Genomic DNA, 24,628 nt, shown 5'->3' on the forward strand with positions numbered 1-24,628 from the left:
CAAGCACTAGATACGAAAACGCCGAGCATCTGCTCGGCGTTTTTCATGGTGGCGGTCTTAGCCGCGCTGGCGCTTGGGCAGTACGTCCTTGAGCTTGGCATGCATGCCGCGCAGGGTTTTCTCGGTGCTTTCCCAATCGATGCAGGCGTCGGTGATCGAGACGCCGTACTTGAGCTGCGAGAGATCCTTGGGAATCGACTGGCTGCCCCAGCCCAGGTGGCTTTCGACCATCAGGCCTACGATCGACTGGTTGCCTTCCAGGATTTGGTTGGCGACGTTGTCCATGACCAAGGGTTGCAACGCCGGATCCTTATTGGAGTTGGCGTGGCTGCAGTCGACCATGATGTTCGGCTTGATCGACGCCTTTTTCAGTTCCTGCTCGCAGATGGCCACGCTCACCGAGTCGTAGTTCGGCTTGCCGTTGCCGCCGCGTAGTACTACGTGCCCGTAGGCATTGCCCTTGGTGGTGACGATGGAGACGCCGCCTTGCTGGTTGATACCCAGGAAGCGGTGCGGGCTGGAAACCGACTGCAGCGCGTTGATCGCGACGGTAAGGCCGCCATCGGTACCGTTCTTGAAGCCGACTGCCGAAGACAGACCCGAGGCCATTTCCCGGTGTGTCTGGGATTCGGTGGTGCGCGCGCCGATGGCTGACCAGCTGATCAGATCCTGCAGGTACTGCGGGGAAATCGGATCCAGGGCTTCGGTGGCGGTGGGCAGGCCCATTTCGGCGAGGTCCAGCAGCAACTTGCGGCCGATATGCAGGCCATCCTGGATTTTGAAGGAGTCGTCCAGGTACGGGTCGTTGATCAGGCCTTTCCAGCCGACGGTAGTGCGCGGCTTTTCGAAGTACACGCGCATGACCAGATACAACGTGTCGGACACTTCCTCGGCGAGCACTTTCAGGCGTTCAGCATATTCGTGGGCAGCCTTGATGTCGTGAATGGAGCAGGGGCCGACCACGACGAAGAGGCGGTGATCCTTGCCATCGAGAATGTCGCGTACCACTTGCCGGCCGGCTGAAACGGTGTGCTGGGCAAGCTCGGTCAGCGGAATCTCGAGCTTGATCTGCTCGGGGGTAATCAGGGTTTCGTTGGAGGCGACGTTCAGGTCGTTAATCGGTAAATCAGCTATCGTGCTTTTCATCGGGTGTGTCATCGGGTCACGGGAGCCGGCCGCCAGCGATCCCCGTGCAGCGGGCACAGCAGTATGGGCACAGTGGGGAAGCCGAACCTTAGCGCGTTAGCGCCGGTCGAGACAATGGAATTTAGGGATTGGCGGGCTTAAAGACAGTCAGGCGCTGCTCGCGCCATTCCTCGGCGATCAGCTCCAGGGGCAGTGCCTGACCAGCCTGTTGTTCGCGATGGCGACGATACTGTTCGAGGTGGCAGACTTCCTCGACCATATGCGCGCGCAGCTCCGGTGCGTGTTCGCTGAAAGCCACGCCGAGCAGATAATTGTTTGTTTGCTTTGTGCACCAGGCCACCTCACCGGGGTAGGCTGCCTGGTCGCCCAGCAAGGGAATGTGCAGCGTGATCGGCGTGCCCAGGGCAAGCGGGTGGCTTGAATGGCAGGCCGCACCGCCCAGGCTGATATTATCCAAACGTTGGCTAGCGCTGGGCGAGTGGCGACGTAGCCTCAACTCCACCGGCAAATTGCTGCTATGACGAAGAAAGCGACGCATGAACGGGCACTCCGATTGCCGGCAATATGATATTGCCCTGCCGAGTATAGCTACACAACTGGAATTGACCGATTTCGATGCCGATCGGCAATTACTCGATCTCTCAGGCACCTCATTGGTGATATTTACCAGCCGGGGCTGCGCTGCCTGCCGCTACGCGCGCCAGCAACTGCCACGCCTGAGGTTGCCGGTCGAGCGGCTCGTATGGATCGATGCTCAGGAGAATTTCGGCCTGGTGCAGCGCTACGAGGTTTTCCAGTTACCGGCGCTGTTCCTGGTACAGAACGGCGAGTTTTTCGGGGCGCTGCACACCAGCCTTACGCCTGCCGATCTACGCCAGGCATTGACCGAGGCGCTTGCCAGAGCACCCGAAGAACTACCTTGAGTGCCGTTGCGCTGGTCGCTTTACGCCAGCTCCCGCGTTTTCCGGTGGCTTTGCCAAGGCGCTGCTAAGCTCTAGCCACAGGCCCCGCCGTACCGGCAGTCGAGGAGGCCGCATGATCCGTTCGATTCTCTACGCCACCGATCTTGGTCTGTATGCGCCCTATGTGCTGCAACACGCGCTGGCATTGGCGCGCAGTTTCAAGGCGCGCCTGCATGTCGTACACGTCGTGGAGCCCATGGGTTTGTTCGCCGAGTCCGTGCTGCAGACCTACGTCGATGAAGCCCGTCTCAAGGAACTGCGCAGCACGGGCTTGGAGACCGTGATGAGCAATATCGAATTGCGCGTGCTCGAGGGCTTTCGTGACGAGCTGGGTGACAGCCAGGACGATCTCGAATTGATCGGCTCGGTCAGCGTCCTGCGTGGCGATCCGCCGATTTCCATTCTCGAGCACGCCCAGAAACTCGCCGTGGATTTGCTGGTCGTAGGCAGTCATAGCCATGGCGCTGCGCTTGAGGTGCCGATGGGCCGCACGGCTGCCAGGCTGCTGCAGTTATGCGATGTGCCGGTTTACCTGGTGCCCATGCTGCAGCATCGATCTCGCCACGAGTAAGCGGCTCGACCCAGATAAAAAATCTATATATACCGCCTTTACCATTAATATGGTTATATAGCTGATCGACGATCAGGCGGCGGCCTATCCGCTTTGAGGGATTTATATGAAGCTTCAGCAACTGCGCTACATCTGGGAAGTCGCGCACCATGACCTCAACGTTTCCGCCACGGCGCAGAGCCTGTATACCTCGCAGCCGGGGATCAGCAAGCAGATCCGCCTGCTCGAAGACGAGCTCGGCGTCGAAGTCTTCGCCCGCAGCGGCAAGCACCTGACCCGCGTCACGCCGGCCGGCGAGCGCATCATCACTACCGCAGGGGAAATCCTGCGCAAGGTCGAGAGCATCAAGCAGATCGCCCAGGAGTTCTCCAACGAGAAGAAGGGCACGCTGTCCATCGCCACCACGCACACCCAGGCGCGCTACGCATTGCCGCCGGTGATAAGTAGCTTCATCAAGCAGTACCCGGAAGTTGCTCTGCACATGCACCAGGGCACGCCGACGCAGATCGCTGAAATGGCCGCTGACGGCACCGTCGATTTCGCCATCGCCACCGAAGGTCTGGAACTCTACAACGACCTGGTGATGATGCCGTGCTACCGCTGGAACCGCTGCGTGATCGTTCCCCAGGGCCATCCGCTGAGCAAACTGCCGAAGTTGACCCTCGAGGCCTTGGCTGAGCACGAGATCGTCACCTACACCTTCGGCTTCACCGGTCGCTCCAAACTCGATGAAGCCTTCAGTCATCGCGGGCTGACGCCAAAGGTGGTGTTCACCGCCGTCGATGCCGACGTGATCAAGACCTATGTGCGCCTAGGCCTGGGTGTCGGTATCGTGGCCGGTATGGCGGTTGACCCGAAGCTAGATCCGGACCTGGTGGTGCTTGATGCCAGCGAGCTGTTCGAATCCAGCGTCACGCGCATCGGTTTCCGCCGTGGCACCTTCCTGCGCGGTTTCATGTGTGATTTCATCGAGACCTTCGCTCCTCACCTGACCCGCGACATGCTGGCCAAGGCCGTGCAGTGCCACAACAAGGTCGAGCTCGAAGAGCTGTTCAAGGACGTCAAGCTACCGCTGCACTGATCGCTGCGGCAGAAACGAAAAATGGCGCCAAGAGGCGCCATTTTTTCGTCCCGAGATCAGTGGCTCAGGTGCAGGCCGCACTCGCGGTTGTCTTCGCCCTTGGTCGGGTCGAAGTAATCGAAGTTGTTCGGCAGACCGTTGGCGGTCAGGTAATGGTACAGATCCTTGGAGGACCAGTGCAGCAGCGGGGCGACCTTGATCAGGCCGTCCAGGTTGATGCTCACCGGCTGCATCTGCGCGCGTACCGCCGTGTCGGTGGCGCGCAGTGCGGTGAACCAGACGCTCGGCGCCGTCTCGCGCAGGGCGCGGGCGAAGGGCTCGAGCTTCACTTCCTCGGTGAATGCGGCGTGACGTGGGTCGTCCAGCGCCGGCGTAGGGCCGTCGATGGCTTCGCGGTGCGCGCGGCTGCGTTTGGGCAGGTAGGTGATCAGGTTGAGGTTCAGTTGCTTGGTGACCTCATCGGCGAACTGGTAGGTCGCCTCTGTGTTGTAGCCGCTGTCCATCCACACGATCGGGATATCGGCTCTAGCCTGGCTGACCATGTGCAGGATCACCGCTTCGAACGGACGGAAGTTGGTGGTGCAGATCGCCGGTTTGCCCAGGCCGATTGCCCACTCGATCAGCTTTTGCGGCTGATTGGCGAATTCGGCGTTGAGTCTGTCCAGATCGAGATCCATTGCGGGCTCCGAGGCATGTGGGTGAGAAGGGCGATGGTAACAAATCCGTGCGGCCGCCGGGCGGGCCGGGCAAATCCGCTGCCGAGACCGGCAGCGGGTAACGCGATCAGATTTCGGCAGGTGGGATGTGGCCGAACAGTTCCTGGGAGAAGCGGGTGCGCTCCTCGGCGTTCTCTTGGATGCCCTTGGCGGCCAATTCTTCAAGACGCGCTTCCACGGCGTGGGCACGGTGGGTCAGACCACAGTCATTGGCGATCTGGATGTTCAGGCCGGGGCGGGCGTTGAGTTCGAGAATCAGCGGGCCCTTGTCCTGGTCCAGCACCATGTCGACGCCGATGTAGCCCAGGCCGCACAGCTCATAGCAGCCGGCTGCAAGCTTCATGAAGCCATCCCAGTTGGGCAACTGCACGCCGTCCACCGCGTTGGTGGTGTCCGGATGCTTGCTAATCTTGTTGTTCAGCCAGGTACCGCGCAGGGTCACGCCGGTGGCCAGGTCCACGCCGACGCCGATGGCGCCCTGGTGCAGGTTGGCCTTGCCGCCGGACTGGCGGGTCGGCAGGCGCAGCATGGCCATCACCGGGTAGCCCATCAGCACGATGATGCGGATGTCCGGCACGCCTTCGTAGCTGATGCTCTTGAAGATGCTGTCCGGCGTTACCCGGTATTCGATCAGCGCGCGGTCGCGGTGGCCGCCAAGCGAGTAGAGGCCCGAGAGAATGCTGGAGATCTGCTGCTCGATTTCCGAGTGGCTGACGATCTTGCCCGATACCGTCTTGAAGCGATCCTCGAAGCGGTCGGCGATCACCAGGATGCCGTCGCCGCCGGCGCCCTGAGCCGGCTTGACGACGAAGTCGCTGCGCTCACCGATGATCTTGTCGAGGTTGTCGATCTCCTTTTCCGTGGAGATCACCCCGTACATTTCCGGCACATGGATGCCGGCTTCGATGGCCCGTTCCTTGGTGATGATCTTGTCATCGACGATCGGATACAGGTGGCGTTTGTTGTACTTGAGCACGTAGTCCGCGTTGCGGCGGTTGATGCCCATGATGCCCTTGGCCTCAAGGGCTTTCCACGTCTTGATCAGGCCGAACATGGTCTTAGTCCTTCAGGAAGGCTTTGAAGCGGAACAGTTCGGTCAGGCGATAGCCGCGGTAGCGCCCCATCGCCAGCATGAAGCCCACCAGGATCAGCAGGATCGCCGGGAAGGTGAACACGAAGTACACCAGCTCCGGTACGGTCATCAGCAGATGCGCGACGGTAGCGGCGAACAGCGTGCCGAGAGCAACCTTGAAGGCATGGCTGCCGCCGCGCTCTTCCCAGGTGATCGACAGGCGCTCGATGGTCATGGTCAGAATCACCATCGGGAACAGGGCGACCGACAGGCCGCGTTCCAGGCCCAGCTTGTGGCTGAACAGGCTGATGGTGGCGATCAGCACCACCACGAAGGTCAGAACCACCGACAGGCGCGGCAGCATCTGCAGCTTCAGGTGTTCCAGGTAGGAGCGCAGTGACAGGCCCAGCGCGGTGATCACCGTGAACAGGAAGATCCCGAAGCCCAGCTGGGTCTCGCGGAAAGCCAGGGCGATCAGCACCGGGGTGAAGGTACCCAGGGTCTGCAGGCCGCCGAGGTTGCGCAGGATCAGGATCACCAGCACGCCGATGGGGATCATCACCATGATCATGAAGGTCTGCTGGGTCTGCAGCGGCAGGCCGTACAGCGAGTACTCGAGGAAGTCGGCGTCGGTATTTTCGTCGGTCAGCTGAGCGAGGCGAATAGCGTTCATCTCGCTGTTGTTGAGCGTGAAGGTGGTGGTGGCCTGACGGCCGCCATCGAGGGTGATCAGCGGCTCGTCACCGGTCCACCAGACCAAGCGATCGGCCGGCAGGCCCTGCTCGCCGGTTTCCGGGTTGAAGTACAGCCAGCGGTCGCCGTTGAAGCTGCGCAGCCACAGTTCCGGGCTCTGCTGGATGTCCGCCGCCAGGCGAATGGTGTGTACGCGCTCCATCGGCACGTGTGCGATGGACAGCAGCAGCTCCACGGCCTGGGCTTTTTTGGTGGTCGAGGCATCGCCGCCGAGCAGCAACTTGGCGTTGTCGTCGTTGGTGTTGTTGACGCGCTTGATGGTCTCGCTGATGAAGGTCTCGACATCCGCCGAGTGCTGGCGGATCGGCGCCAGCAGCGCCTCGGCGGCAATCTTCTCGGGGCCTTCGACCGGGATGCTGTCACGGAAGATTGGGCCCTTGGGCTTGGCCTGCTCGCCGCTGTAGCGCTTGGTCAGAACCAGGCGGTAGTACAAGGTCTGCTTGCCGTTGGCTCGGCGTGCCGACCAGGTCACCTTGCGGTTGCCATCAGCACGGTTGACGCTCACGCCATAGTTGTTGGAGATGAAGCTCTCATTAAGGCTGACATAGTCCTGGTTCAGCGGCGGTACGAACATCTGCAGTTTGATCGGGTCGCGGCCGTTGGCCTGGAATTCGACCCGGGTGTCGATGTTCCAGAGGTCGTCGGTTTCGTCACTGCTGACCGGAATGCCGAGAATGAAAATCTGATAGGCCGTAATCAGAACGCCCAGGGTCACCAGCACGGTGATCAGGATTTTCAGATGCAGGGTAAGAGAGCGCATGGGGATTACTCGCCGGATTTTGCGTTGGAGCAGTCAGGCTTGCCTGCTGCGTATTTTAGGCTTGGGTCGACCAGGGCATCGAAGCGCTTGAGCGCGTCGGAGCCGATCAAAAGCGGGTATTGGAAGGCGCTTCGATCGGTAAGGTTCACTTCGATCTGGCGTTTGACGTTACCCATGCATACGTCCAGCTCGATGACCGGACGTGCGGTGTAGGTCTTCTCGTCGTCTTCTTCGATATCACCGGCGCGGCGCTTGATCTTGCTGATGCGCGCCAGAGGCCGCTCGATGGGGTGCGCGTGGGCATCGTCGATCGCCAGGTAAAAACGCACCCAGCGCTCACCATCACGCTTGAAACGTTCGATATCACGGGCGCTTAGGGAGGCGGTCTGGGCGCCGGTGTCGAGTTTGGCGGCCACTTGCACGTCGAGGTCGAGGCTGACGTATTCGTTCAGACCGTAGATGGTCTTGTCCGCGGCGATGGCCTGGCAGGACAGCGCCAGCAGGCAGGGCAGGGTAGTCAGGAAATGAAGTCTCATGGGTCCTTGAGTCGATGAAGCGATGGGACAATCCATGCGCCATTGAAGACGGCCCCTGGTGCCAGTGCAGCAGCGGCCCGTGGGCGAAATGAGGCGAAGTCTAGCATGGGCGGCGAGCGTGCTGACAATCGCTTGTGCAGCGCGGCCAAGGCGGCCTGCCCCCGCTGATACGTTGCTGCATGTGGTTGTTTGCTAAGTCTTTCGGCAGTGAGGTGGCGCTTGAGGATTAGCAGGACTGCGCTGCCTAAACACCTGCGCAATCCTAGGGCGCGCGCGGCGCCATGCGCCGCACGTTGGCAGCTGGCTGTCTAGGCTGATAAGAAGCCTGGGCGCCAGCCGTACTGGTTTTTTGTTTATATCCGCCGATTGTCGACACCTTGTGCTTGAATAAACTCAATTTATCGAGTTATCTAGGTGTATTGATCCTTGAGTGTCGACAATATGCTGGATGCCATCGAAGTACAAAGTGCTCAGGAGGATTCCGGCACGCTCGCGGAAAACGTCTTTCGCCAAATTCAGTTGGCCATCGTGCGTGGCGAGATTGCGCCGGGCTCGAAAATTTCCGAGCCGGAGCTGGCGCGTACCTACGGCATCAGCCGTGGGCCGTTGCGTGAGGCTATTCACCGGCTGGAAGGGCAGAAGCTGCTGGTACGCGTGCCCCATATCGGCGCACGGGTGGTATCGCTCAGCCATGCCGAGCTGATCGAGCTGTACGAGATCCGCGAATCCCTGGAGGGTATGGCCTGTCGGCAAGCGTCCGAGCGCATGAGCCAGGCCGAGATCGACGACCTGCGCCGGGTACTGGAGCTGCACGAGCAGGACGCGGCGTTCCAGGCCGGTGTCGGCTATTACCAGCAGGAAGGCGACTTCGACTTTCATTACCGAATCATCCAGGGTAGCGGCAACCGCACTCTGGCCAAGCTGCTCTGCGACGAGCTGTATCAGCTGGTGCGCATGTATCGCCTGCAGTTTTCCGCCACGCCCAATCGGCCGCACCAGGCTTTCGCCGAACACCACCGCATTCTCGACGCCATTGCCGACCGTGACGGCGAGCTGGCCGAGCTGCTGATGCGACGCCATATCTGCGCCTCCAAACGCAATATCGAGCGCCACTACAAAGAGGCGCTTGCCACTTCATCCAAGACCCGAGGTGATTCATGACCCAGCTTTCCGCCGGCCAGCGTTTCCGCCAGGCCCTCGCCGAAGAGCAACCGCTGCAGGTGGTCGGTGCGATCAACGCCAACCATGCGCTGCTGGCCCAGCGTGCCGGCTTCAAGGCGATCTACTTGTCTGGCGGTGGTGTGGCGGCTGGCTCCCTGGGGCTGCCGGACCTGGGCATCAACACCCTGGAAGACGTGCTGATCGACGTGCGGCGCATCACCGATGTGTGCGACCTGCCGCTGATGGTCGACATCGACACCGGCTTCGGGCCGAGTGCCTTCAATATCGAGCGCACCATCAAGAGCCTGATCAAGGCGGGTGCTGCAGCGGCTCATATCGAGGATCAGGTCGGCGCCAAGCGCTGTGGTCATCGGCCGGGCAAGGAGATCGTCTCCTGCGAGGAAATGGTCGATCGCGTCAAGGCTGCCGCCGATGCCAAGACCGACCCGAATTTCTTCCTGATCGCCCGCACCGACGCCATCCAGGCCGAGGGCGTTGACGCCGCCATCGCGCGTTGCCAGCGTTATGTGGAGGCGGGCGCCGACGGCATCTTCGCCGAGGCGGCCTATGACCTGCCGACCTATCAGCGTTTCGTCGAGGCGCTAAAGGTGCCGGTGCTGGCCAACATCACCGAATTCGGTGCCACGCCGCTGTTCACCCGCGACGAGTTGGCCTCGGTCGGCGTGGCCATCCAGCTGTATCCCCTGTCCGCGTTCCGCGCTGCTAACAAGGCAGCGGAAAGTGTTTACACCTCGATCCGCCAGAACGGCCACCAGAAAGACGTGGTCGAGCAGATGCAGAGCCGCGCCGAGCTCTATGACCGCATCGGCTATCACGCTTTCGAGCAGAAGCTCGACGCGTTGTTCGCCGCCGGCAAGAAGTAAAACAAGAACAAAATCTTGAGGAGATCACCATGAGCGCCACTGAAACCACGCCAGGCTTCAAACCGAAGAAGTCCGTCGCCCTTTCCGGCACCGCCGCCGGCAACACCGCGCTTTGCACCGTGGGCCGTACCGGCAACGACCTGCATTACCGCGGCTATGACGTGCTCGATTTCGCCAACCGCTGCGAGTTCGAGGAGATCGCCCACCTGTTGGTGCACGGCAAGCTGCCCAACGTCGCCGAGCTGGCCGGTTACAAGGCCAAGCTCAAGGCCCTGCGCGGCCTGCCGGCTGGGGTCAAGGCCGCACTGGAGCAACTGCCACCTTCGGCGCACCCGATGGATGTGATGCGTACCGCGGTGTCCGTGCTCGGCTGCCTGGCGCCAGAGAAGGACGACCACAACCATCCGGGTGCCCGTGATATCGCCGACAAGCTGATGGCTTCCCTCGGGTCGGCGCTGCTGTACTGGTACCACTACAGCCACAACGGCAAGCGCATCGACGTGGAAACCGACGACGACTCCATCGGCGGCCACTTCCTGCATCTGCTGCATGGCGAGAAACCGCGCGAGTCCTGGGTGCGCGCCATGCACACCTCGCTCAATCTGTATGCCGAGCACGAATTCAATGCCTCGACCTTCACCTCGCGGGTGATCGCCGGCACCGGTTCCGACCTGTTCTCCTGCATCGCCGGCGCCATCGGCGCGCTACGCGGCCCGAAACATGGTGGCGCCAACGAGGTGGCTTTCGAGGTGCAGAAGCGCTACGACAACCCGGACGAAGCCGAGGCGGATATCCGCGAGCGAGTAGGGCGCAAGGAAGTGGTGATCGGCTTCGGTCACCCGGTCTACACCGTCGCCGACCCGCGCAACAAGGTGATCAAGGAAGTGGCCCGCGAGCTGTCCGTGGAGCAGGGCAGTACCAAGATGTTCGATATCGCCGAGCGCCTGGAAACCATCATGTGGGACATCAAGAAGATGTTCCCCAACCTCGACTGGTTCAGCGCCGTGAGCTACCACATGATGGGCGTGCCCACCGCCATGTTCACGCCGCTGTTCGTCATCGCCCGTACTGCTGGCTGGTCCGCCCACGTCATCGAGCAGCGCATCGACGGCAAGATCATCCGCCCGAGCGCCAACTACACAGGCCCTGAAGACCTGAAGTTCGTGGCGCTCAAGGACCGTAAATAAGATGAATGACGCCGTGAACAGCCAATACCGCAAGCGCCTGCCGGGCACCGTGCTGGATTACTTCGACGCCCGTGAGGCGGTCGAGGCGATCCAGGCCGGTTCCTGGGCGAGGCTGCCCTACACCTCGCGCGTACTCGCCGAGCAGCTGGTACGCCGCTGCGATCCGCAAGGCCTGACCGCGTCGCTGGAACAGCTGGTCTACCGCAAGCGCGACCTGGACTTTCCCTGGTATCCGGCGCGGGTGGTCTGCCATGACATCCTCGGCCAGACCGCGCTGGTCGACCTGGCCGGCCTGCGCGACGCCATCGCCGAAAAGGGCGGTGACCCAGCCAAGGTCAATCCGGTGGTACCGACCCAGTTGATCGTCGACCATTCGTTGGCCGTGGAAGCGCCGGGTTTTGATCCGGACGCCTTCGAGAAGAACCGCGCCATCGAGGATCGCCGCAACGAGGATCGCTTCCACTTCATCGACTGGACCAAGACCGCGTTCAAGAATGTCGACGTGATCCCGGCCGGCAACGGTATCATGCACCAGATCAACCTGGAGAAGATGAGCCCGGTGATCCAGGCGCGCGGCGGCATCGCCTTTCCCGATACCTGCGTGGGCACCGACTCGCACACCCCGCACGTCGATGCGCTGGGCGTGATCGCCATTGGCGTCGGCGGCCTGGAGGCCGAGACGGTGATGCTTGGCCACCCATCGATGATGCGCCTGCCGGATATCGTCGGCGTCGAACTGACTGGCAAGCGCCAGCCAGGCATCACCGCCACCGATATCGTCCTGGCGCTGACCGAGTTCCTACGCAAGGAGCGGGTGGTGGGCGCCTGGGTCGAGTTCTTCGGTGAAGGGGCGGACAGCCTGTCCATTGGCGACCGCGCGACCATCTCCAACATGTGCCCGGAATACGGCGCCACTGCCTCGATGTTCTACATCGACGAGCAGACCATCGATTACCTCAAGCTCACTGGCCGCGAACCGGAGCAGGTGGCGCTGGTGGAGAACTACGCCAAGACCCTCGGCCTGTGGAGTGATGCGCTGACAAGCGCCGAATACGAGCGTGTGCTGCGCTTCGACCTGGGCTGCGTGGGCCGCAACATGGCCGGGCCGAGCAACCCGCATCGACGCCTGCCGACCTCGGCGCTCGCCGAGCGCGGCATCGCCGATGAAGCCAAGCTGCAGGTTGGCAAGGGCGAAGAGGCCCAGGGGCTGATGCCCGATGGTGCGGTGATCATCGCCGCCATCACCAGCTGTACCAACACGTCCAACCCGCGCAACGTGGTCGCAGCCGGCCTGGTGGCCAAGAAGGCCAACGCCCTGGGCCTGGTGCGCAAACCCTGGGTGAAAACCTCCTTCGCGCCGGGCTCCAAGGTCGCCAAGCTGTATCTGGAAGAGGCCGCCCTGCTGCCGGAGCTGGAAAAGCTCGGTTTCGGCATCGTCGCCTACGCCTGCACGACCTGTAACGGCATGTCCGGCGCGCTGGATCCGGTGATCCAGAAGGAAATCATCGACCGCGATCTGTACGCCACCGCCGTGCTCTCTGGGAATCGCAACTTCGACGGCCGCATCCATCCCTACGCCAAACAGGCGTTCCTGGCGTCGCCGCCGCTGGTGGTGGCTTACGCCATCGCCGGCACTGTGCGTTTCGACATCGAGCAGGATGCGCTGGGCCGCGATGCGCAGGGCAATCCGATCACCCTCAAGGATCTGTGGCCGAGCGACGAGGAAATCGATGCCATCGTCGCCGCGTCGGTAAAGCCCGAGCAGTTCAAGCAGATCTACATCCCGATGTTCGACCTGGGCAGCGTGCAGGAGGCCGAAAGCCCGTTGTACGACTGGCGGCCGATGTCCACCTATATCCGCCGCCCGCCGTACTGGGAGGGTGCATTGGCCGGTGAGCGTACGCTCAAGGGCATGCTGCCCCTGGCGATCCTGCCGGACAACATCACCACCGATCACCTATCGCCGTCCAACGCCATCCTGGCGGACTCGGCCGCCGGGGAGTATCTGGCGAAAATGGGCTTGCCGGAGGAAGACTTCAACTCCTACGCGACCCACCGGGGCGACCACCTGACCGCCCAGCGCGCCACCTTCGCCAACCCGCAGCTGGTCAACGAAATGGTCGTGATCGATGGGCAGGTGAGAAAGGGCTCTCTGGCCCGCGTCGAGCCCGAGGGCAAGGTGATGCGCATGTGGGAGGCCATCGAGACCTACATGAACCGCAAGCAGAACCTGATCATCGTGGCCGGTGCCGACTACGGCCAGGGTTCGTCCCGCGACTGGGCGGCCAAGGGCGTGCGCCTGGCGGGTGTGGAGGTGATCGTCGCCGAAGGCTTCGAGCGCATTCACCGCACCAATCTGGTGGGCATGGGCGTGCTGCCGGTGGAGTTCAAACCGGGCACCACGCGCCTGACCCTCGGGCTGGATGGCACCGAGCGCTATGACATCGAAGGCGATATTGCGCCCCGTTGTGAGTTGACGCTGGTGATCCATCGCCGCGATGGCGAGGTGGTATGGGTACCAGTGACCTGCCGCCTGGATACGGCGGCGGATGTCAGCGTATACAAGGCCGGCGGCGTGCTGCAGCGCTTCGCCAAGGACTTCCTCGAAGGCGCGGTGGCTTGATCGAGTAGGGTGGATGGCGCTTTACCGACCCACCAGGGGGCTCTCCCCGGTGGATGGAAAGCGCCAGCTACGCGTGCCGACCCACCCTGTAGCCAATCCGGGAAAACCAGTATCAACTTGCCCGGATCGCATCCGGGCCATTTTTCAGGACTGCACCCATGGCTCATCTGCCTCAAGTGAAAATCCCCGCCACCTACATGCGTGGCGGCACCAGCAAGGGCGTGTTCTTTCGCCTGCAGGACCTGCCCGAACCTTGCCAGGTGCCGGGTGAGGCCCGTGACAAGCTGTTCATGCGGGTGATCGGCAGCCCGGATCCTTACGGGGCGCAGATCGACGGCATGGGCGGGGCGACGTCAAGCACCTCCAAGTGCGTGATCCTGTCGAAAAGCACGCGGCCGGATCACGATGTCGACTACCTCTACGGCCAGGTGTCCATCGACAAGGCGTTCGTCGACTGGAGCGGCAACTGCGGCAACCTGTCTACAGCGGCCGGGGCTTTCGCCATTCATGCCGGCCTGATCGATCCCTCGCGGATTCCCGAGAACGGCACCTGCGTGGTGCGCATCTGGCAGGCCAACATCCACAAGACCATCATCGCCCACGTGCCGGTCAGCAATGGCCAGGTGCGGGAAACCGGCGACTTCGAACTGGACGGCGTGACCTTTCCGGCGGCGGAGATCGTGCTGGAGTTTCTCGATCCGTCGGACGATGGCGAAGAGGGTGGCTCGATGTTTCCCACCGGCAATCTGGTGGACGAACTCGACGTGCCTGGCGTCGGTACGTTCAAGGCGACCCTGATCAGTGCAGGCATCCCGACCATCTTCGTCAATGCCGAGGATATCGGCTACCAGGGCACCGAGTTGCGCGAGGACATCAATTCGGACCCGGCGCAGCTGGCGCGTTTCGAGCAGATTCGCGTGGCCGGCGCCCTGCGCATGGGGCTGATCAAGACCCCTGAAGAAGCGCTGACCCGCCAGCATACGCCCAAGGTTGCCTTCGTCAGCCCGCCGAAAAGCTACCGGGCATCGAGTGGCAAGACGGTCGAAGCAGGTGAGGTCGACCTGCTGGTGCGGGCGCTGTCCATGGGCAAGCTGCATCACGCCATGATGGGTACCTGCGCGGTGGCCATCGGCGCGGCGGCGGCGGTGCCCGGCACGCTGGTCAACCTGGCGGCGGGCGGTGGCGAGCGTCAGGCGGTGCGCTTCGGGCATCCGTCCGGCACCTTGCGCGTTGGTGCCGAAGCGGGGCAGGTCGACGGCAGCTGGGTGGTCACCAAGGCGATCATGAGCCGCAGCGCGCGGATTCTCATGGGGGGCTGGGTGCGGGTGCCGGCCTAGCACCCGCGGCCGTTCAGTGCTGGGTGGTGCTGATCAGCAGGCCACCCGCGCCCATGAAGAAGGCACCCGTGGTGCGGTTCAGACGCTGCGCGCCTTGCCGGGTGCGAATGAAGCGGCGGATCTGCCGGCCGAACAAGGCGTAGACCAGCGAGGCCGCGTATTCGGCCAGCAGGTAGGTGGCGCCCAGGTAGATAAACTGCTCGGTCGCCGGCTCGCCCGGCTTGATGAATTGCGGGAACACTGCCGCGAACAGCAGAATGGCCTTGGGGTTGCTGATGCCGATCAGAAACTCCTGCAGCATCAGTCGCGACACTCGCCGCTGCGGCTGTACGGCCGGCACCGCGCCTTCCAGATCCAGGCCGTTGAACTCCCGGCTGCGCCAGGCGCTGATGCCCAGATACAGCAGGTACAGTGCGCCGACCCACTTGATCACCGTGAACGCGGTTTCCGAGGCCAGCAGCATGGCGCCCAGGCCCACCGCGGAAATGCTCAGGAAGATGATGAACGCCGCCACGCGCCCGGTAGTGGCCACCAGGGCCGCGCCGATGCCATGGCGGATGCCGTTGTTCATCGCGCAGAAGTTGTTGGGGCCTGGCGTCAACGCGATCAGAAAGGCGAGCGGAGCGAATAGCACGGCATCGGACAGCGTCATGACAAGACCCTCACTGGGGCGTTATTTGAAGCGTCGTTCGACGCCTTTTTCCACCAGGATCTTGGCGGAGATCTCTTCGACCGAGAAATGGGTGGAGTCGATGAAGTTGATCGATTCGCGGCGGAACAGGCTTTCCACCTCGCGCACCTCGAATTCACACTGAGCATAGCTGGCGTAACGGCTGTTTGGCTTGCGCTCGTTGCGAATCGCCGCCAGGCGGTCTGGGTCGATGGTCAGACCGAACAGCTTGTCGCGGTGTTTCTTTAGCGAGGCAGGCAGTTGCAGGCGTTCCATGTCGTCTTCGGTGAGCGGGTAGTTGGCGGCGCGGATGCCGTATTGCATGGCCATATACAGGCAGGTCGGGGTCTTGCCGCAACGCGACACACCCACGAGGATCAGGTCGGCTTTGTCGTAGTAATGGGTGCGCGCGCCGTCGTCGTTGTCGAGGGCGAAGTTGACCGCCTCGATACGCTCCATGTAGTTGGTGTTGCCGCTTATCGAGTGCGACTTGCCTACCGAGTAAGAGGAGTGGGAATCGAGTTCCTGCTCCAAGGGCGCGAGAAAGGTCGAGAAGATGTCGATCATGAAACCGCGGGACTCGACCAGAATGTCGTGGATTTCCTGGTTGACGATGGTGGCGAAGACGATCGGGTTGGCGCCGTCTCTGTCGGCGGCATTATTGATTTGTTGTACCATGGCGCGCGCTTTTTCGACGCTGTCGACATAAGGCCGCGTGAGCTTGGTGAAACCGATGGTGTCGAACTGGGCCAGCAGGCTTTGCCCCAATGCTTCTGCGGTGATACCGGTGCCGTCGGAGATGAAGTACGCGGTTCGAGTCATTGCGCAAATGGCCTATAAGCTGGGAACGAATCTTGGCTATGATAGGTCGGTTTTTTGCCGGCCCTGATGGGTTTGCATTGTTACTTATTTTCCAGGGCCAGGCCATTGTCCACCCGGCGCATGCCGACGGCGTTTCCAGCCCATGAGCTTTTCCAACACTGAAGTGGAGAGATCACCTTGGCAGAGTACGTAGTTTCCCTCGATAAGCTCGGCAATCATGACGTCGAGCATGTAGGGGGCAAGAACGCCTCCCTCGGCGAGATGATCAGCAACCTGGCGGGCGCTGGCGTTTCGGTACCCGGTGGTTTCGCCACGACGGCCCAGGCCTATCGCGACTTTCTCGAGCAGAGCGGCCTGAACGCGCAGATCCACGAAGCGCTGGACGCCCTGGATGTCGACGATGTCAACGCCCTGGCCAAGACCGGCGCGCAGATTCGCCAGTGGGTGATGGACGCCGAATTCCCGGCTGCACTCAACGAGCAGATTCGCAGCGCCTTCGCCGCCATGGCGAACGGCAATGACAACATGGCCGTCGCCGTGCGCTCTTCAGCCACCGCCGAAGACCTGCCCGACGCCTCTTTTGCCGGCCAGCAGGAAACCTTCCTCAACATCCGCGGTGTGGAGAACGTCATTCGCGCGGCCAAGGAAGTCTTCGCTTCGCTGTTCAACGACCGCGCCATCGCCTACCGCGTGCACCAGGGCTTCGACCACAAGCTGGTCGCCCTGTCCGCGGGCGTACAGCGCATGGTGCGCTCGGAAACCGGCACCGCCGGCGTGATGTTCACCCTGGATACCGAATCGGGCTTCCGCGACGTGGTGTTCATCACCGGCGCCTACGGCCTGGGCGAAACCGTGGTGCAGGGCGCGGTCAACCCCGACGAATTCTATGTCCACAAGCAGACCCTGGAAGCCGGCCGCCCGGCGATCCTGCGTCGCAACCTGGGCAGCAAGGCGATCAAGATGATCTACGGCGACGAAGCCAAGGCCGGCAAGTCGGTCAAGGTGGTCGACGTCGACCGCGCCGACCGCGCGCGTTTCTGCCTGACCGACGCCGAGGTCAGCGAGCTGGCCAAGCAGGCCATGATCATCGAGAAACACTATGGCCGCCCGATGGACATCGAGTGGGCCAAGGACGGCGACGACGGCAAGCTGTACATCGTTCAGGCCCGCCCGGAAACCGTGAAGAGCCGCGCCAGCGCTACCGTGATGGAGCGCTACCTGCTCAAGGAAAAAGGCACCGTGCTGGTCGAAGGGCGCGCGATTGGCCAGAAGATCGGCGCTGGCAAGGTCCGCGTGATCAACGATGTGTCCGAGATGGACAAGGTCCAGCCCGGCGACGTGCTAGTTTCCGACATGACCGACCCGGACTGGGAACCGGTGATGAAGCGCGCCAGCGCCATCGTCACCAACCGCGGCGGGCGTACCTGCCACGCGGCGATCATCGCTCGCGAACTGGGCATTCCGGCCGTGGTCGGTTGCGGCAACGCCACCCACGCGCTGCGTGACGGCCAGGGTGTGACGGTTTCGTGCGCCGAAGGTGACACCGGTTTCATCTTCGAGGGCGAGCTGGGCTTCGACGTACGCCAGAACTCCATCGATGCAATGCCCGAACTGCCGTTCAAGATCATGATGAACGTCGGCAACCCCGACCGCGCCTTCGATTTCGCCCAGCTGCCCAACGCCGGTATCGGCCTGGCGCGTCTGGAGTTCATCATCAACCGCATGATCGGCGTGCACCCCAAGGCGCTGCTGAACATGGACGGCCTGCCGCCAGAAATCCAGGAAAGCGTCGAGAAGCGTATCGCCGGTTATGACGACCCGGTGAACTTCTACGTCGAGAAGCTGGTTGAAGGCATCAGCACTCTGGCGGCGGCGTTCTGGCCTAAAAAGGTCATCGTGCGCCTGTCCGACTTCAAGTCCAACGAATACGCCAACCTGATCGGCGGCAAGCTGTACGAGCCGGAAGAAGAAAACCCGATGCTGGGCTTCCGCGGCGCCTCGCGCTACATCAGCGAGTCGTTCCGTGACTGCTTCGAACTCGAGTGCCGGGCGCTGAAGAAGGTCCGCAACGAGATGGGCCTGACCAACGTCGAGATCATGGTGCCGTTCGTGCGTACCCTGGGCGAAGCCAAGCAGGTGGTCGATCTGCTCGCTGAAAACGGCCTGGCGCGCGGTCAGGATGGCCTGAAGGTCATCATGATGTGCGAGCTGCCGTCCAACGCCATCCTCGCCGAAGAATTCCTCGAGTATTTCGACGGCTTCTCCATCGGCTCCAACGACCTGACCCAGCTGACCCTGGGGCTGGATCGCGATTCCGGGATCGTCGCGCACCTGTTCGATGAGCGTAACCCGGCGGTCAAAAAACTGCTGTCGAACGCCATCCAGGCCTGCAACAAGGCCGGCAAGTACATCGGCATCTGCGGCCAGGGGCCGTCGGACCACCCGGATCTGGCGCGCTGGTTGATGGAGCAGGGTATCGAGAGCGTGTCCCTTAATCCCGACTCGGTATTGGAAACCTGGTTTTTCCTGGCCGAAGGTCAGCCTAGCTGATCGATTCGCGTTGAGGTGACCCGAGGGCAGGTTCTACCTGCCCTTTTTTGTGCCAGCAGGCCCGTAAGCCGTTTCACCCGGTTTTGAATATTGATGCCTGCCGCAGAGCGTCTGCGGCAGGCAATTTGTTGTGTCAGAGCGAAGAAGATGCAAAGCAGCAGTGAGTTGTTTCCCGTAGCGCTGATGAGTGCCGAGCTGCGTGGCGATTTGAGTGAAGATGTCTACCGCCTCAAGCCTGGCAACAGTCCGGATTTCAGCGTCGAACTGGCCCTGACCCGTCTTGGGCTGGCCGGGCAGGAAGAGGCCCGTGGCGAGCCGGTGATTCTGCTGCATGGCAGTTTTTCCAACCGGCGCTTCTGGTACTCGGCTGGTGGTGTCGGCCTTGGGCCTTACTTGGTGCGCGCCGGTTTCGATGTATGGATCGCCGAGATGCGCGGCCATGGCCTGTCGCCGCGCAACCTGGCGTACCGGTACAACTGCGTGGCGGACTATGCCCGTTACGATCTGCCTGCGATCGCCGCCTTCGTCGCCGAGCAGAACCCGGCACCTATTCACTGGCTAGGGCATTCCCTGGGCGGCCTGACCCTGGCGGCGGCGCTGGGCGGCGGTTATCTGCCGCAGGCTGGTGTCGCCAGTGTCGGGCTGTTCGGCGCCGAGGTCAGCCGCCGCTACTGGATGCTCAAGGTGCCGCCTGTTGAATGGATCGCCCGTCTGCTGCTCAAGCGTTTTCCGGTGCTTTCGGGCGCACGGTTCAAGCGCGGGCCGGAGGACGAGCCGATCGGTATTGCCCTGGAAACCTTGCGCTGGCACCGCCTGTTCGGCCGTTTCGGCGATGCCGAACGCGACTGGTGGGCCGGGCTGCAGGAGGTGAGGGTGCCGCTGCTGGCGGTGGCGAGCGACGCGGATGTGCAATGCCCGCCCGAAGCCTGCCGGGAGCTGTTCGCGCAGTTCGCCTCGGCCGAGCGCGAGTTCGTCGTGCTGGGGCGCGGGCAGGGCTTTGCCCATGAGTACGATCATGTGCAGATGCTGGTCAGCAAACCTGCTCAGGACGAAGTCTGGCCGCTGGTGCGCCGCTGGCTTGCCGGCGAACGCCAGGCGCCGGCTCATGAGGTGGATGAACAGGGCGAGGCGGCGATTTCTGCCACGCTCTGATGCAGCCAGACCTGCGCGCCGGCAAGAGTGTTCGAGGCGTACCGGATAAGGCTATGCTGCAGGCTTCGAACACTCACCAGGAGCTTCGCCATGCACTACAGCACGCCCGATCTGTGTGATGCCAACCCTGAGCTGGTCAGCGTCGTGGAACCGATGTTCAGCAACTTCGGCGGCCGCGACTCGTTCGGTGGTGAGATCGTCACCGTCAAATGTTTCGAGGACAACTCCCTGGTCAAGTCCCAGGCCGAGCAGCCAGGCGCTGGCAAGGTGCTGGTGGTCGACGGCGGGGCGTCGCTGCGCTGCGCGCTGCTGGGCGACATGATCGCCGAGAAGGCCGCGAGTAACGGTTGGGAAGGCATGGTGATCTACGGCTGCGTGCGTGACGTCGACGTGCTGGCGCAGACCAATCTTGGCGTGCAGGCACTCGGAAGCCACCCGATGAAGACCGAGAAGCGCGGCCTGGGCGACCTCAACGTGGTGCTCAACTTCGGTGGCGTCACCTTCCGCCCGGGCGAATACCTGTATGCCGACAACAACGGCATCATCGTTTCACCGCAGGCGCTGCAAAGCGAATAACCAGAGGCATACGCCGCCTGGCAGCAAGCAAGGGGTATGGATGTACGAGGAAGACAATGCTCAGTGGGGCCTGGTGCACGGCTTCGTGCTGGACGGCAAGGGCGGCGCTCAGGCGGTGGCCCGCGAGCAACTCGATGACTTGCGGTTGGAGGATGGGCAGAGCCTCTGGCTGCACTGGGATCGCAGCCACCCGCAGACCCAGAGCTGGCTGCGCCGTGACAGCGGGTTGAGCGAGTTCGCCTGCGACCTGCTGCTCGAGGAAAACACGCGGCCGCGTGCCTTGCCGCTACCTGACGACGAGCTGCTGCTGTTCCTGCGCGGCGTCAACCTCAACCCAGGCGCCGAGCCTGAGGACATGGTTTCAGTGCGCATTTCTGCGGGTGCGCGGCGGGTGATCTCACTGCGCTTGCGCCCGCTGCGCGCCACCGAAGACCTGATCGAGCGCCTGCAGGCGGGCAAGGGACCGAAAAATCCTTCGGAGCTGATTCTGCAACTCAGCGATTATCTGACCGACAAGATCGAGGACCTGGTGACCGGGCTATCCGACCTGGTCGATGAGCAGGAAGAGCAGGTCGATGGCAACGAACGCACCTTGCCCGATCACGGTCTGCTGCTGCATATCCGCCGCCGCGCCGCGGGCCTGCGCCGCTTCCTGTCGCCGCAGCGTGATATCTACGCACAGCTCACGCGCAGCCAGCTGCCCTGGTTGAGCCACGAAGACAGCTTGTACTGGAACGAGCTGAACAACCGACTGCTGCGTTATCTCGAGGAACTGGAGCTGACCCGCGAGCGTATCGGCCTGTTGCTGGAAACCGAGAACCGCCGGCTGGACGTGCGCATGAACCACATCATGTTCCGCTTCGGCATCATCACCTGCATCTTCCTGCCCATGAGCTTCGTCACCGGTCTCTTGGGTATCAACGTGGGCGGCATTCCTGGCGCCGAGAGTCCTTACGGGTTTCTGGTCGCCTGTTTGCTGATGGTGCTGATTGGCGTGGGGCAGTGGCTGCTGTTTCGACGTCTACGCTGGGTGTGATGTGACTCACTCGGCAAGCGCTTCGTCTAGCGGAGACGTTCTGTGAGGTCTGCCATGCACGATCCATTTGAAGAATCTCTGCGTGATTTGTTGAAAGCCTCGTCCTCGCCTGCGCGAGACGACGATGCCTGCCTGAACCGGGTACTGAAAACCGCCAACCGCCAGGTGGGCGCGGGTGACCTGTTCGGCCTGATGGGGCACTGGGCCGGCGCCCTGATGATCGCCCTCAACAATGGCTCTTCCCATGTCGCACCGGTATCACGCCGTCGTGCTTCTGCTCGTTCTTCCGATAAGGCTCAATGAAAATGGAACTCGATCCCTGGACTCATAGCCTGGTCGCCGCGATGACGGCGCTGTGGACTAAAGTCGCCAGCTTCATTCCCAATCTGTTCGTGGCGCTGGTGCTGGTGCTGCTGGGCTTCATCGTCGCCAAGCTGCTCGATACGCTGCTTTCCAAATTGCTAGGCAAAGTCGGCCTCGACCGCCTGATGGCCGGTACCGGGCTGACCAAGATCCTCGGCCGCGCCGGCTTCCAGGTGCCGGTCTCCACCTTGATCGGCAAGATCGTCTACTGGTTCGTACTGCTGGTGTTTCTGGTTTCCGCCGCCGAGTCGCTGGGCCTGGAACGGGTCTCTGCCACCCTGGATGTGCTGGCGCTGTACCTGCCCAAGGTGTTTGGCGCAGCTCTGATCCTGCTCGCCGGTGTGCTGCTGGGTCATCTGCTCAGCGGCCTGGTACGCGGCGCCGCCGAAGGCGTTGGCCTGGATTACGCCCATGGTCTGGCACGTCTTGCCCAGGGGCTGGTGATCATCATCAGCATCTCCGTGGCCATCGGCCAGCTGGAGGTCAAGACCGACCTACTCAACAACGTCATCGCCATCGTGCTGATTTCCGTCGGCCTGGCCGTGGCGCTGGCCCTTGGCCTGGGCAGCCGCGGGCTGGCCAGCCAGATTCTGGCCGGCATTTATGTACGTGAGTTGTACCAGGTTGGGCAGGAAATCGAAGTGGACGGCGTGCAGGGGCAGATCGAGGAGATCGGCACGGTCAAGACCACCGTGATGACGGACTCCGGCGAGCTGGTTTCGCTCGCCAATCGGGTATTGCTCGAGCAACGGGTGAGCAGCCGCTGAAAGGCATTTCTGCTACGCTATGCGCCCAGCCAGTGGCCTGCTCGACAGGCGCTGGCTGCTTTCGTCCTGACCGTTGGCCCAATCTGCTTTGAACGCATCCCAAACACCGTCACTGCGCTATGACCCACGCGAGCTCTCCGACGAGGAGCTTGTGGCACGTGCCCATGACGAGCTGTTCCATATCACCCGTGCGTACGAAGAACTGATGCGACGTTACCAGCGCACGCTGTTCAATGTATGCGCGCGATATTTAGGGAACGATCGAGATGCCGACGATGTCTGTCAGGAGGTGATGCTCAAGGTTCTATATGGGCTCAAGAACTTTGAGGGCAAATCGAAGTTCAAGACCTGGCTGTACAGCATTACTTACAACGAATGCATCACTCAGTACCGCAAGGAGCGTCGCAAACGTCGTTTGATGGATGCACTGAGTTTGGATCCTCTGGAAGAGGCGTCGGAAGAGAAGGCGCCGAAGATAGAGGACAAAGGCGGACTGGATCGCTGGCTCGTGCATGTGAACCCGATTGACCGGGAAATTCTGGTGCTGCGTTTTGTCGCAGAACTCGAGTTTCAGGAGATCGCCGACATCATGCATATGGGACTCAGTGCTACCAAGATGCGTTACAAGCGAGCGTTGGACCGATTGCGGGAAAAGTTTGCAGGTATTACCGAAAGTTAGTTCGGGGCAAGCTTTAACTGGCAAAGGTGAGTTTTAGTAAACTTACCGCAGACTCGCATGTCTACCTGCATGCGGATCAATCACTCATAGATGGGGATTTAACGGATGAAACTGAAAAACACCTTAGGCGTAGTCATTGGCTCCTTGGTAGCCGCTACCTCCATGGGCGTGCTGGCCCAAGGCCAAGGCGCTGTCGAGGTGGAAGGCTTTGCCAACCGCTACTTCACCGACAGCCAGCGTGATTTCGCTCACGACGAAGGCAACCAGTTCGGCGCTAGCGTTGGCTACTACCTGACCGACGATGTCGAGCTGGCACTGTCCTACGGCGAATACCACGACCTGCGTGGCGAAGGCGCTGCTGGCAGCAAGAACATCAAGGGCAACCTGACCGATCTGAAAGCCCTCTACCACTTCGGCCAGCCGGGTGTAGGCCTGCGTCCGTACGTTTCCGGCGGCGTTGGCCACCAGAGCATCGGCGACGCCAACAAAGGCGGCCGTGACACTTCGACTCTGGCCATCGTTGGTGGCGGTGCCAAGTACTACTTCACCGAAATGTTCTATGCTCGCGCAGGCGTTGAAGCTCTGTACAACATCGACAAAGGTGACACCGAGTGGCAAGCCGGCGTTGGTGTTGGTCTGAACTTCGGTGGCAGCACCCGTCAGGTCGCTCAGGTAACTGAGCCAGCTCCAGAGCCGACCCCGGCTCCGGCTCCGGTCGTTGAAGAAGCTCCGCAAGTCGTTCGCGTTGAACTGGACGTGAAATTCGACTTCGACAAAGCTGCTGTCAAGCAAGAAAGCTACGGTGACATCAAGAACCTGGCTGACTTCATGAACCAGTACCCGCAGACCACCACCACCGTTGAAGGTCACACTGACTCCGTCGGTACTGACGCTTACAACCAGAAGCTATCCGAGCGTCGCGCAAACGCTGTTCGTGACGTGCTGGTCAACCAGTACGGCGTAGGCGCTGACCGCGTCAACTCGGTTGGTTACGGTGAGTCCCGTCCGGTTGCTGACAACGCTACCGAAGAAGGCCGCGCCATCAACCGTCGCGTTGAAGCTGAAGTAGAAGCCCAAGCCCAGTAATAGGCTCAGGCATCATGAAAAACCCGGCTCAGGCCGGGTTTTTCTTTGCCCGTAAAAAAGTGCGGTACAAATAAAAACGGCATCTACCAGAACACCCGATGGGGGAAGGTGGTCTGGCAGATGCCGTGTACGTTACCC

The 24,628-nt window shown here is 61.9% G+C and carries 24 protein-coding genes; 16 read left to right on the forward strand and 8 right to left on the reverse strand.

The window, feature by feature from the left end:
* Nucleotides 1–57: 57 nt before the first annotated feature.
* A complete protein-coding gene (locus tag BM279_RS13325) occupies nt 58–1,134 on the reverse strand; it encodes a 3-deoxy-7-phosphoheptulonate synthase (protein ID WP_093505092.1) in 1,077 nt (358 codons plus the stop codon).
* A 133-nt stretch (nt 1,135–1,267) separates the two neighbouring features.
* A complete protein-coding gene (locus BM279_RS13330; RefSeq protein WP_093504381.1) occupies nt 1,268–1,684 on the reverse strand; it encodes a PilZ domain-containing protein in 417 nt (138 codons plus the stop codon).
* On the opposite strand from BM279_RS13330, the gene BM279_RS13335 reads away from it, so the two are divergent.
* From BM279_RS13335 to cysB, 3 genes are all read left to right on the forward strand, one after another.
* A complete protein-coding gene (locus tag BM279_RS13335) occupies nt 1,683–2,069 on the forward strand; it encodes a thioredoxin family protein (RefSeq protein ID WP_093504383.1) in 387 nt (128 codons plus the stop codon). The two genes, BM279_RS13330 and BM279_RS13335, sit on opposite strands and share 2 nt — an antisense overlap.
* A 112-nt stretch (nt 2,070–2,181) precedes the next feature.
* Nucleotides 2,182–2,679, forward strand: coding sequence for a universal stress protein (locus tag BM279_RS13340; RefSeq protein ID WP_093504385.1), 498 nt, complete (start codon nt 2,182–2,184; stop codon nt 2,677–2,679).
* A gap of 106 nt (nt 2,680–2,785) precedes the next feature.
* Complete coding sequence (cysB, locus tag BM279_RS13345) at nt 2,786–3,760, forward strand: HTH-type transcriptional regulator CysB (protein ID WP_013791640.1); 975 nt, start codon at nt 2,786–2,788, stop codon at nt 3,758–3,760.
* A 56-nt stretch (nt 3,761–3,816) separates the two neighbouring features.
* On the opposite strand, the gene BM279_RS13350 is transcribed toward cysB, so the two are convergent.
* The 4 genes from BM279_RS13350 to rloA form a co-directional block, all read right to left on the reverse strand.
* The gene (locus BM279_RS13350) at nt 3,817–4,437 is read right to left on the reverse strand and encodes a phosphoadenosine phosphosulfate reductase domain-containing protein (RefSeq protein ID WP_093504387.1); all 621 of its coding nucleotides are present in this window, start codon (nt 4,435–4,437) and stop codon (nt 3,817–3,819) included.
* Between the two features lie 106 nt (nt 4,438–4,543).
* Complete coding sequence (locus BM279_RS13355) at nt 4,544–5,530, reverse strand: alpha-L-glutamate ligase-like protein (RefSeq protein WP_093504389.1); 987 nt, start codon at nt 5,528–5,530, stop codon at nt 4,544–4,546.
* A 4-nt stretch (nt 5,531–5,534) separates the two neighbouring features.
* Nucleotides 5,535–7,061 carry an osmotic stress tolerance membrane protein RloB gene (gene rloB / locus BM279_RS13360; RefSeq protein ID WP_093504391.1) on the reverse strand — a complete coding sequence of 509 codons (1,527 nt, stop codon included), beginning with the start codon at nt 7,059–7,061 and terminating at the stop codon, nt 5,535–5,537.
* 5 nt (nt 7,062–7,066) lie between these two features.
* On the reverse strand, nt 7,067–7,597 hold the full coding sequence (gene rloA / locus BM279_RS13365) for a retropepsin-like aspartic peptidase RloA (RefSeq protein ID WP_093504393.1): 531 nt from the start codon (nt 7,595–7,597) through the stop codon (nt 7,067–7,069).
* A gap of 441 nt (nt 7,598–8,038) precedes the next feature.
* Between rloA and BM279_RS13370 the strand changes: the two genes are divergently transcribed.
* The 5 genes from BM279_RS13370 (at nt 8,039) to prpF (ending at nt 14,789) form a co-directional block, all read left to right on the forward strand.
* Entirely contained in the window at nt 8,039–8,758 is a 720-nt protein-coding gene (locus BM279_RS13370) for a GntR family transcriptional regulator (protein ID WP_093504395.1), read from the forward strand.
* Nucleotides 8,755–9,642, forward strand: a complete 888-nt coding sequence (gene prpB / locus BM279_RS13375; RefSeq protein WP_093504397.1) for a methylisocitrate lyase — start codon at nt 8,755–8,757, stop codon at nt 9,640–9,642. Before BM279_RS13370 ends, prpB begins: the two co-directional genes overlap by 4 nt.
* A 29-nt stretch (nt 9,643–9,671) precedes the next feature.
* On the forward strand, nt 9,672–10,829 hold the full coding sequence (gene prpC, locus BM279_RS13380; protein WP_027905547.1) for a bifunctional 2-methylcitrate synthase/citrate synthase: 1,158 nt from the start codon (nt 9,672–9,674) through the stop codon (nt 10,827–10,829).
* 1 nt (nt 10,830) lies between these two features.
* Nucleotides 10,831–13,452 carry a Fe/S-dependent 2-methylisocitrate dehydratase AcnD gene (acnD, locus tag BM279_RS13385; RefSeq protein WP_093504399.1) on the forward strand — a complete coding sequence of 874 codons (2,622 nt, stop codon included), beginning with the start codon at nt 10,831–10,833 and terminating at the stop codon, nt 13,450–13,452.
* Nucleotides 13,453–13,610: 158 nt separating this feature from the next.
* Entirely contained in the window at nt 13,611–14,789 is a 1,179-nt protein-coding gene (prpF, locus tag BM279_RS13390) for a 2-methylaconitate cis-trans isomerase PrpF (protein WP_093504401.1), read from the forward strand.
* A gap of 13 nt (nt 14,790–14,802) precedes the next feature.
* Here prpF and BM279_RS13395 read toward each other — a convergent pair whose 3' ends face one another.
* Together BM279_RS13395 and ppsR are read right to left on the reverse strand one after the other, a co-directional pair.
* Complete coding sequence (locus BM279_RS13395; protein WP_093504403.1) at nt 14,803–15,441, reverse strand: LysE family translocator; 639 nt, start codon at nt 15,439–15,441, stop codon at nt 14,803–14,805.
* A gap of 21 nt (nt 15,442–15,462) precedes the next feature.
* Nucleotides 15,463–16,281, reverse strand: a complete 819-nt coding sequence (gene ppsR / locus BM279_RS13400) for a posphoenolpyruvate synthetase regulatory kinase/phosphorylase PpsR (protein WP_013791629.1) — start codon at nt 16,279–16,281, stop codon at nt 15,463–15,465.
* A gap of 177 nt (nt 16,282–16,458) precedes the next feature.
* Between ppsR and ppsA the strand changes: the two genes are divergently transcribed.
* The 8 genes from ppsA to BM279_RS13440 all read left to right on the forward strand — a co-directional run bounded on the left by ppsA (nt 16,459) and on the right by BM279_RS13440 (nt 24,490).
* Entirely contained in the window at nt 16,459–18,831 is a 2,373-nt protein-coding gene (gene ppsA, locus BM279_RS13405) for a phosphoenolpyruvate synthase (protein ID WP_093504405.1), read from the forward strand.
* A 147-nt stretch (nt 18,832–18,978) separates the two neighbouring features.
* Nucleotides 18,979–19,983 (forward strand): alpha/beta fold hydrolase, encoded by a 1,005-nt coding sequence (locus tag BM279_RS13410; protein WP_093504407.1) that lies wholly within the window; start codon nt 18,979–18,981, stop codon nt 19,981–19,983.
* A 90-nt stretch (nt 19,984–20,073) separates the two neighbouring features.
* Nucleotides 20,074–20,559: a ribonuclease E activity regulator RraA gene (gene rraA / locus BM279_RS13415; RefSeq protein WP_093504409.1), complete on the forward strand. Its 486-nt coding sequence runs from the start codon at nt 20,074–20,076 to the stop codon at nt 20,557–20,559.
* A 40-nt stretch (nt 20,560–20,599) separates the two neighbouring features.
* Nucleotides 20,600–21,595, forward strand: a complete 996-nt coding sequence (locus tag BM279_RS13420; RefSeq protein WP_093504411.1) for a zinc transporter ZntB — start codon at nt 20,600–20,602, stop codon at nt 21,593–21,595.
* A gap of 54 nt (nt 21,596–21,649) precedes the next feature.
* Nucleotides 21,650–21,898, forward strand: a complete 249-nt coding sequence (locus BM279_RS13425; RefSeq protein ID WP_093504413.1) for a CrfX protein — start codon at nt 21,650–21,652, stop codon at nt 21,896–21,898.
* 2 nt (nt 21,899–21,900) lie between these two features.
* Nucleotides 21,901–22,725 carry a mechanosensitive ion channel family protein gene (locus BM279_RS13430; protein ID WP_093504415.1) on the forward strand — a complete coding sequence of 275 codons (825 nt, stop codon included), beginning with the start codon at nt 21,901–21,903 and terminating at the stop codon, nt 22,723–22,725.
* A gap of 88 nt (nt 22,726–22,813) precedes the next feature.
* A complete protein-coding gene (gene sigX, locus BM279_RS13435) occupies nt 22,814–23,404 on the forward strand; it encodes an RNA polymerase sigma factor SigX (RefSeq protein WP_093505094.1) in 591 nt (196 codons plus the stop codon).
* 105 nt (nt 23,405–23,509) lie between these two features.
* A complete protein-coding gene (locus tag BM279_RS13440; RefSeq protein ID WP_013791621.1) occupies nt 23,510–24,490 on the forward strand; it encodes an OmpA family protein in 981 nt (326 codons plus the stop codon).
* Nucleotides 24,491–24,628 lie beyond the last annotated feature (138 nt).

This window comes from Phytopseudomonas straminea (genome assembly GCF_900112645.1).
Taxonomy (GTDB): Bacteria; Pseudomonadota; Gammaproteobacteria; order Pseudomonadales; family Pseudomonadaceae; genus Aquipseudomonas; species Aquipseudomonas straminea.

Excerpts from the sequence above, each read along its gene's own strand:
- BM279_RS13335 (WP_093504383.1), top strand. The coding sequence starts at position 1,683 with ATGAACGGGCACTCCGATTGCCGGCAATATGATATTGCCCTGCCGAGT.
- BM279_RS13330 (WP_093504381.1), bottom strand. The coding sequence starts at position 1,684 with ATGCGTCGCTTTCTTCGTCATAGCAGCAATTTGCCGGTGGAGTTGAGG.
- BM279_RS13340 (WP_093504385.1), top strand. The coding sequence starts at position 2,182 with ATGATCCGTTCGATTCTCTACGCCACCGATCTTGGTCTGTATGCGCCC.
- cysB (WP_013791640.1), top strand. The coding sequence starts at position 2,786 with ATGAAGCTTCAGCAACTGCGCTACATCTGGGAAGTCGCGCACCATGAC.
- BM279_RS13350 (WP_093504387.1), bottom strand. The coding sequence starts at position 4,437 with ATGGATCTCGATCTGGACAGACTCAACGCCGAATTCGCCAATCAGCCG.
- BM279_RS13355 (WP_093504389.1), bottom strand. The coding sequence starts at position 5,530 with ATGTTCGGCCTGATCAAGACGTGGAAAGCCCTTGAGGCCAAGGGCATC.
- rloB (WP_093504391.1), bottom strand. The coding sequence starts at position 7,061 with ATGCGCTCTCTTACCCTGCATCTGAAAATCCTGATCACCGTGCTGGTG.
- rloA (WP_093504393.1), bottom strand. The coding sequence starts at position 7,597 with ATGAGACTTCATTTCCTGACTACCCTGCCCTGCCTGCTGGCGCTGTCC.
- BM279_RS13370 (WP_093504395.1), top strand. The coding sequence starts at position 8,039 with ATGCTGGATGCCATCGAAGTACAAAGTGCTCAGGAGGATTCCGGCACG.
- prpB (WP_093504397.1), top strand. The coding sequence starts at position 8,755 with ATGACCCAGCTTTCCGCCGGCCAGCGTTTCCGCCAGGCCCTCGCCGAA.
- prpC (WP_027905547.1), top strand. The coding sequence starts at position 9,672 with ATGAGCGCCACTGAAACCACGCCAGGCTTCAAACCGAAGAAGTCCGTC.
- acnD (WP_093504399.1), top strand. The coding sequence starts at position 10,831 with ATGAATGACGCCGTGAACAGCCAATACCGCAAGCGCCTGCCGGGCACC.
- prpF (WP_093504401.1), top strand. The coding sequence starts at position 13,611 with ATGGCTCATCTGCCTCAAGTGAAAATCCCCGCCACCTACATGCGTGGC.
- BM279_RS13395 (WP_093504403.1), bottom strand. The coding sequence starts at position 15,441 with ATGACGCTGTCCGATGCCGTGCTATTCGCTCCGCTCGCCTTTCTGATC.
- ppsR (WP_013791629.1), bottom strand. The coding sequence starts at position 16,281 with ATGACTCGAACCGCGTACTTCATCTCCGACGGCACCGGTATCACCGCA.
- BM279_RS13410 (WP_093504407.1), top strand. The coding sequence starts at position 18,979 with ATGCAAAGCAGCAGTGAGTTGTTTCCCGTAGCGCTGATGAGTGCCGAG.
- rraA (WP_093504409.1), top strand. The coding sequence starts at position 20,074 with ATGCACTACAGCACGCCCGATCTGTGTGATGCCAACCCTGAGCTGGTC.
- BM279_RS13420 (WP_093504411.1), top strand. The coding sequence starts at position 20,600 with ATGTACGAGGAAGACAATGCTCAGTGGGGCCTGGTGCACGGCTTCGTG.
- BM279_RS13425 (WP_093504413.1), top strand. The coding sequence starts at position 21,650 with ATGCACGATCCATTTGAAGAATCTCTGCGTGATTTGTTGAAAGCCTCG.
- BM279_RS13430 (WP_093504415.1), top strand. The coding sequence starts at position 21,901 with ATGGAACTCGATCCCTGGACTCATAGCCTGGTCGCCGCGATGACGGCG.
- BM279_RS13440 (WP_013791621.1), top strand. The coding sequence starts at position 23,510 with ATGAAACTGAAAAACACCTTAGGCGTAGTCATTGGCTCCTTGGTAGCC.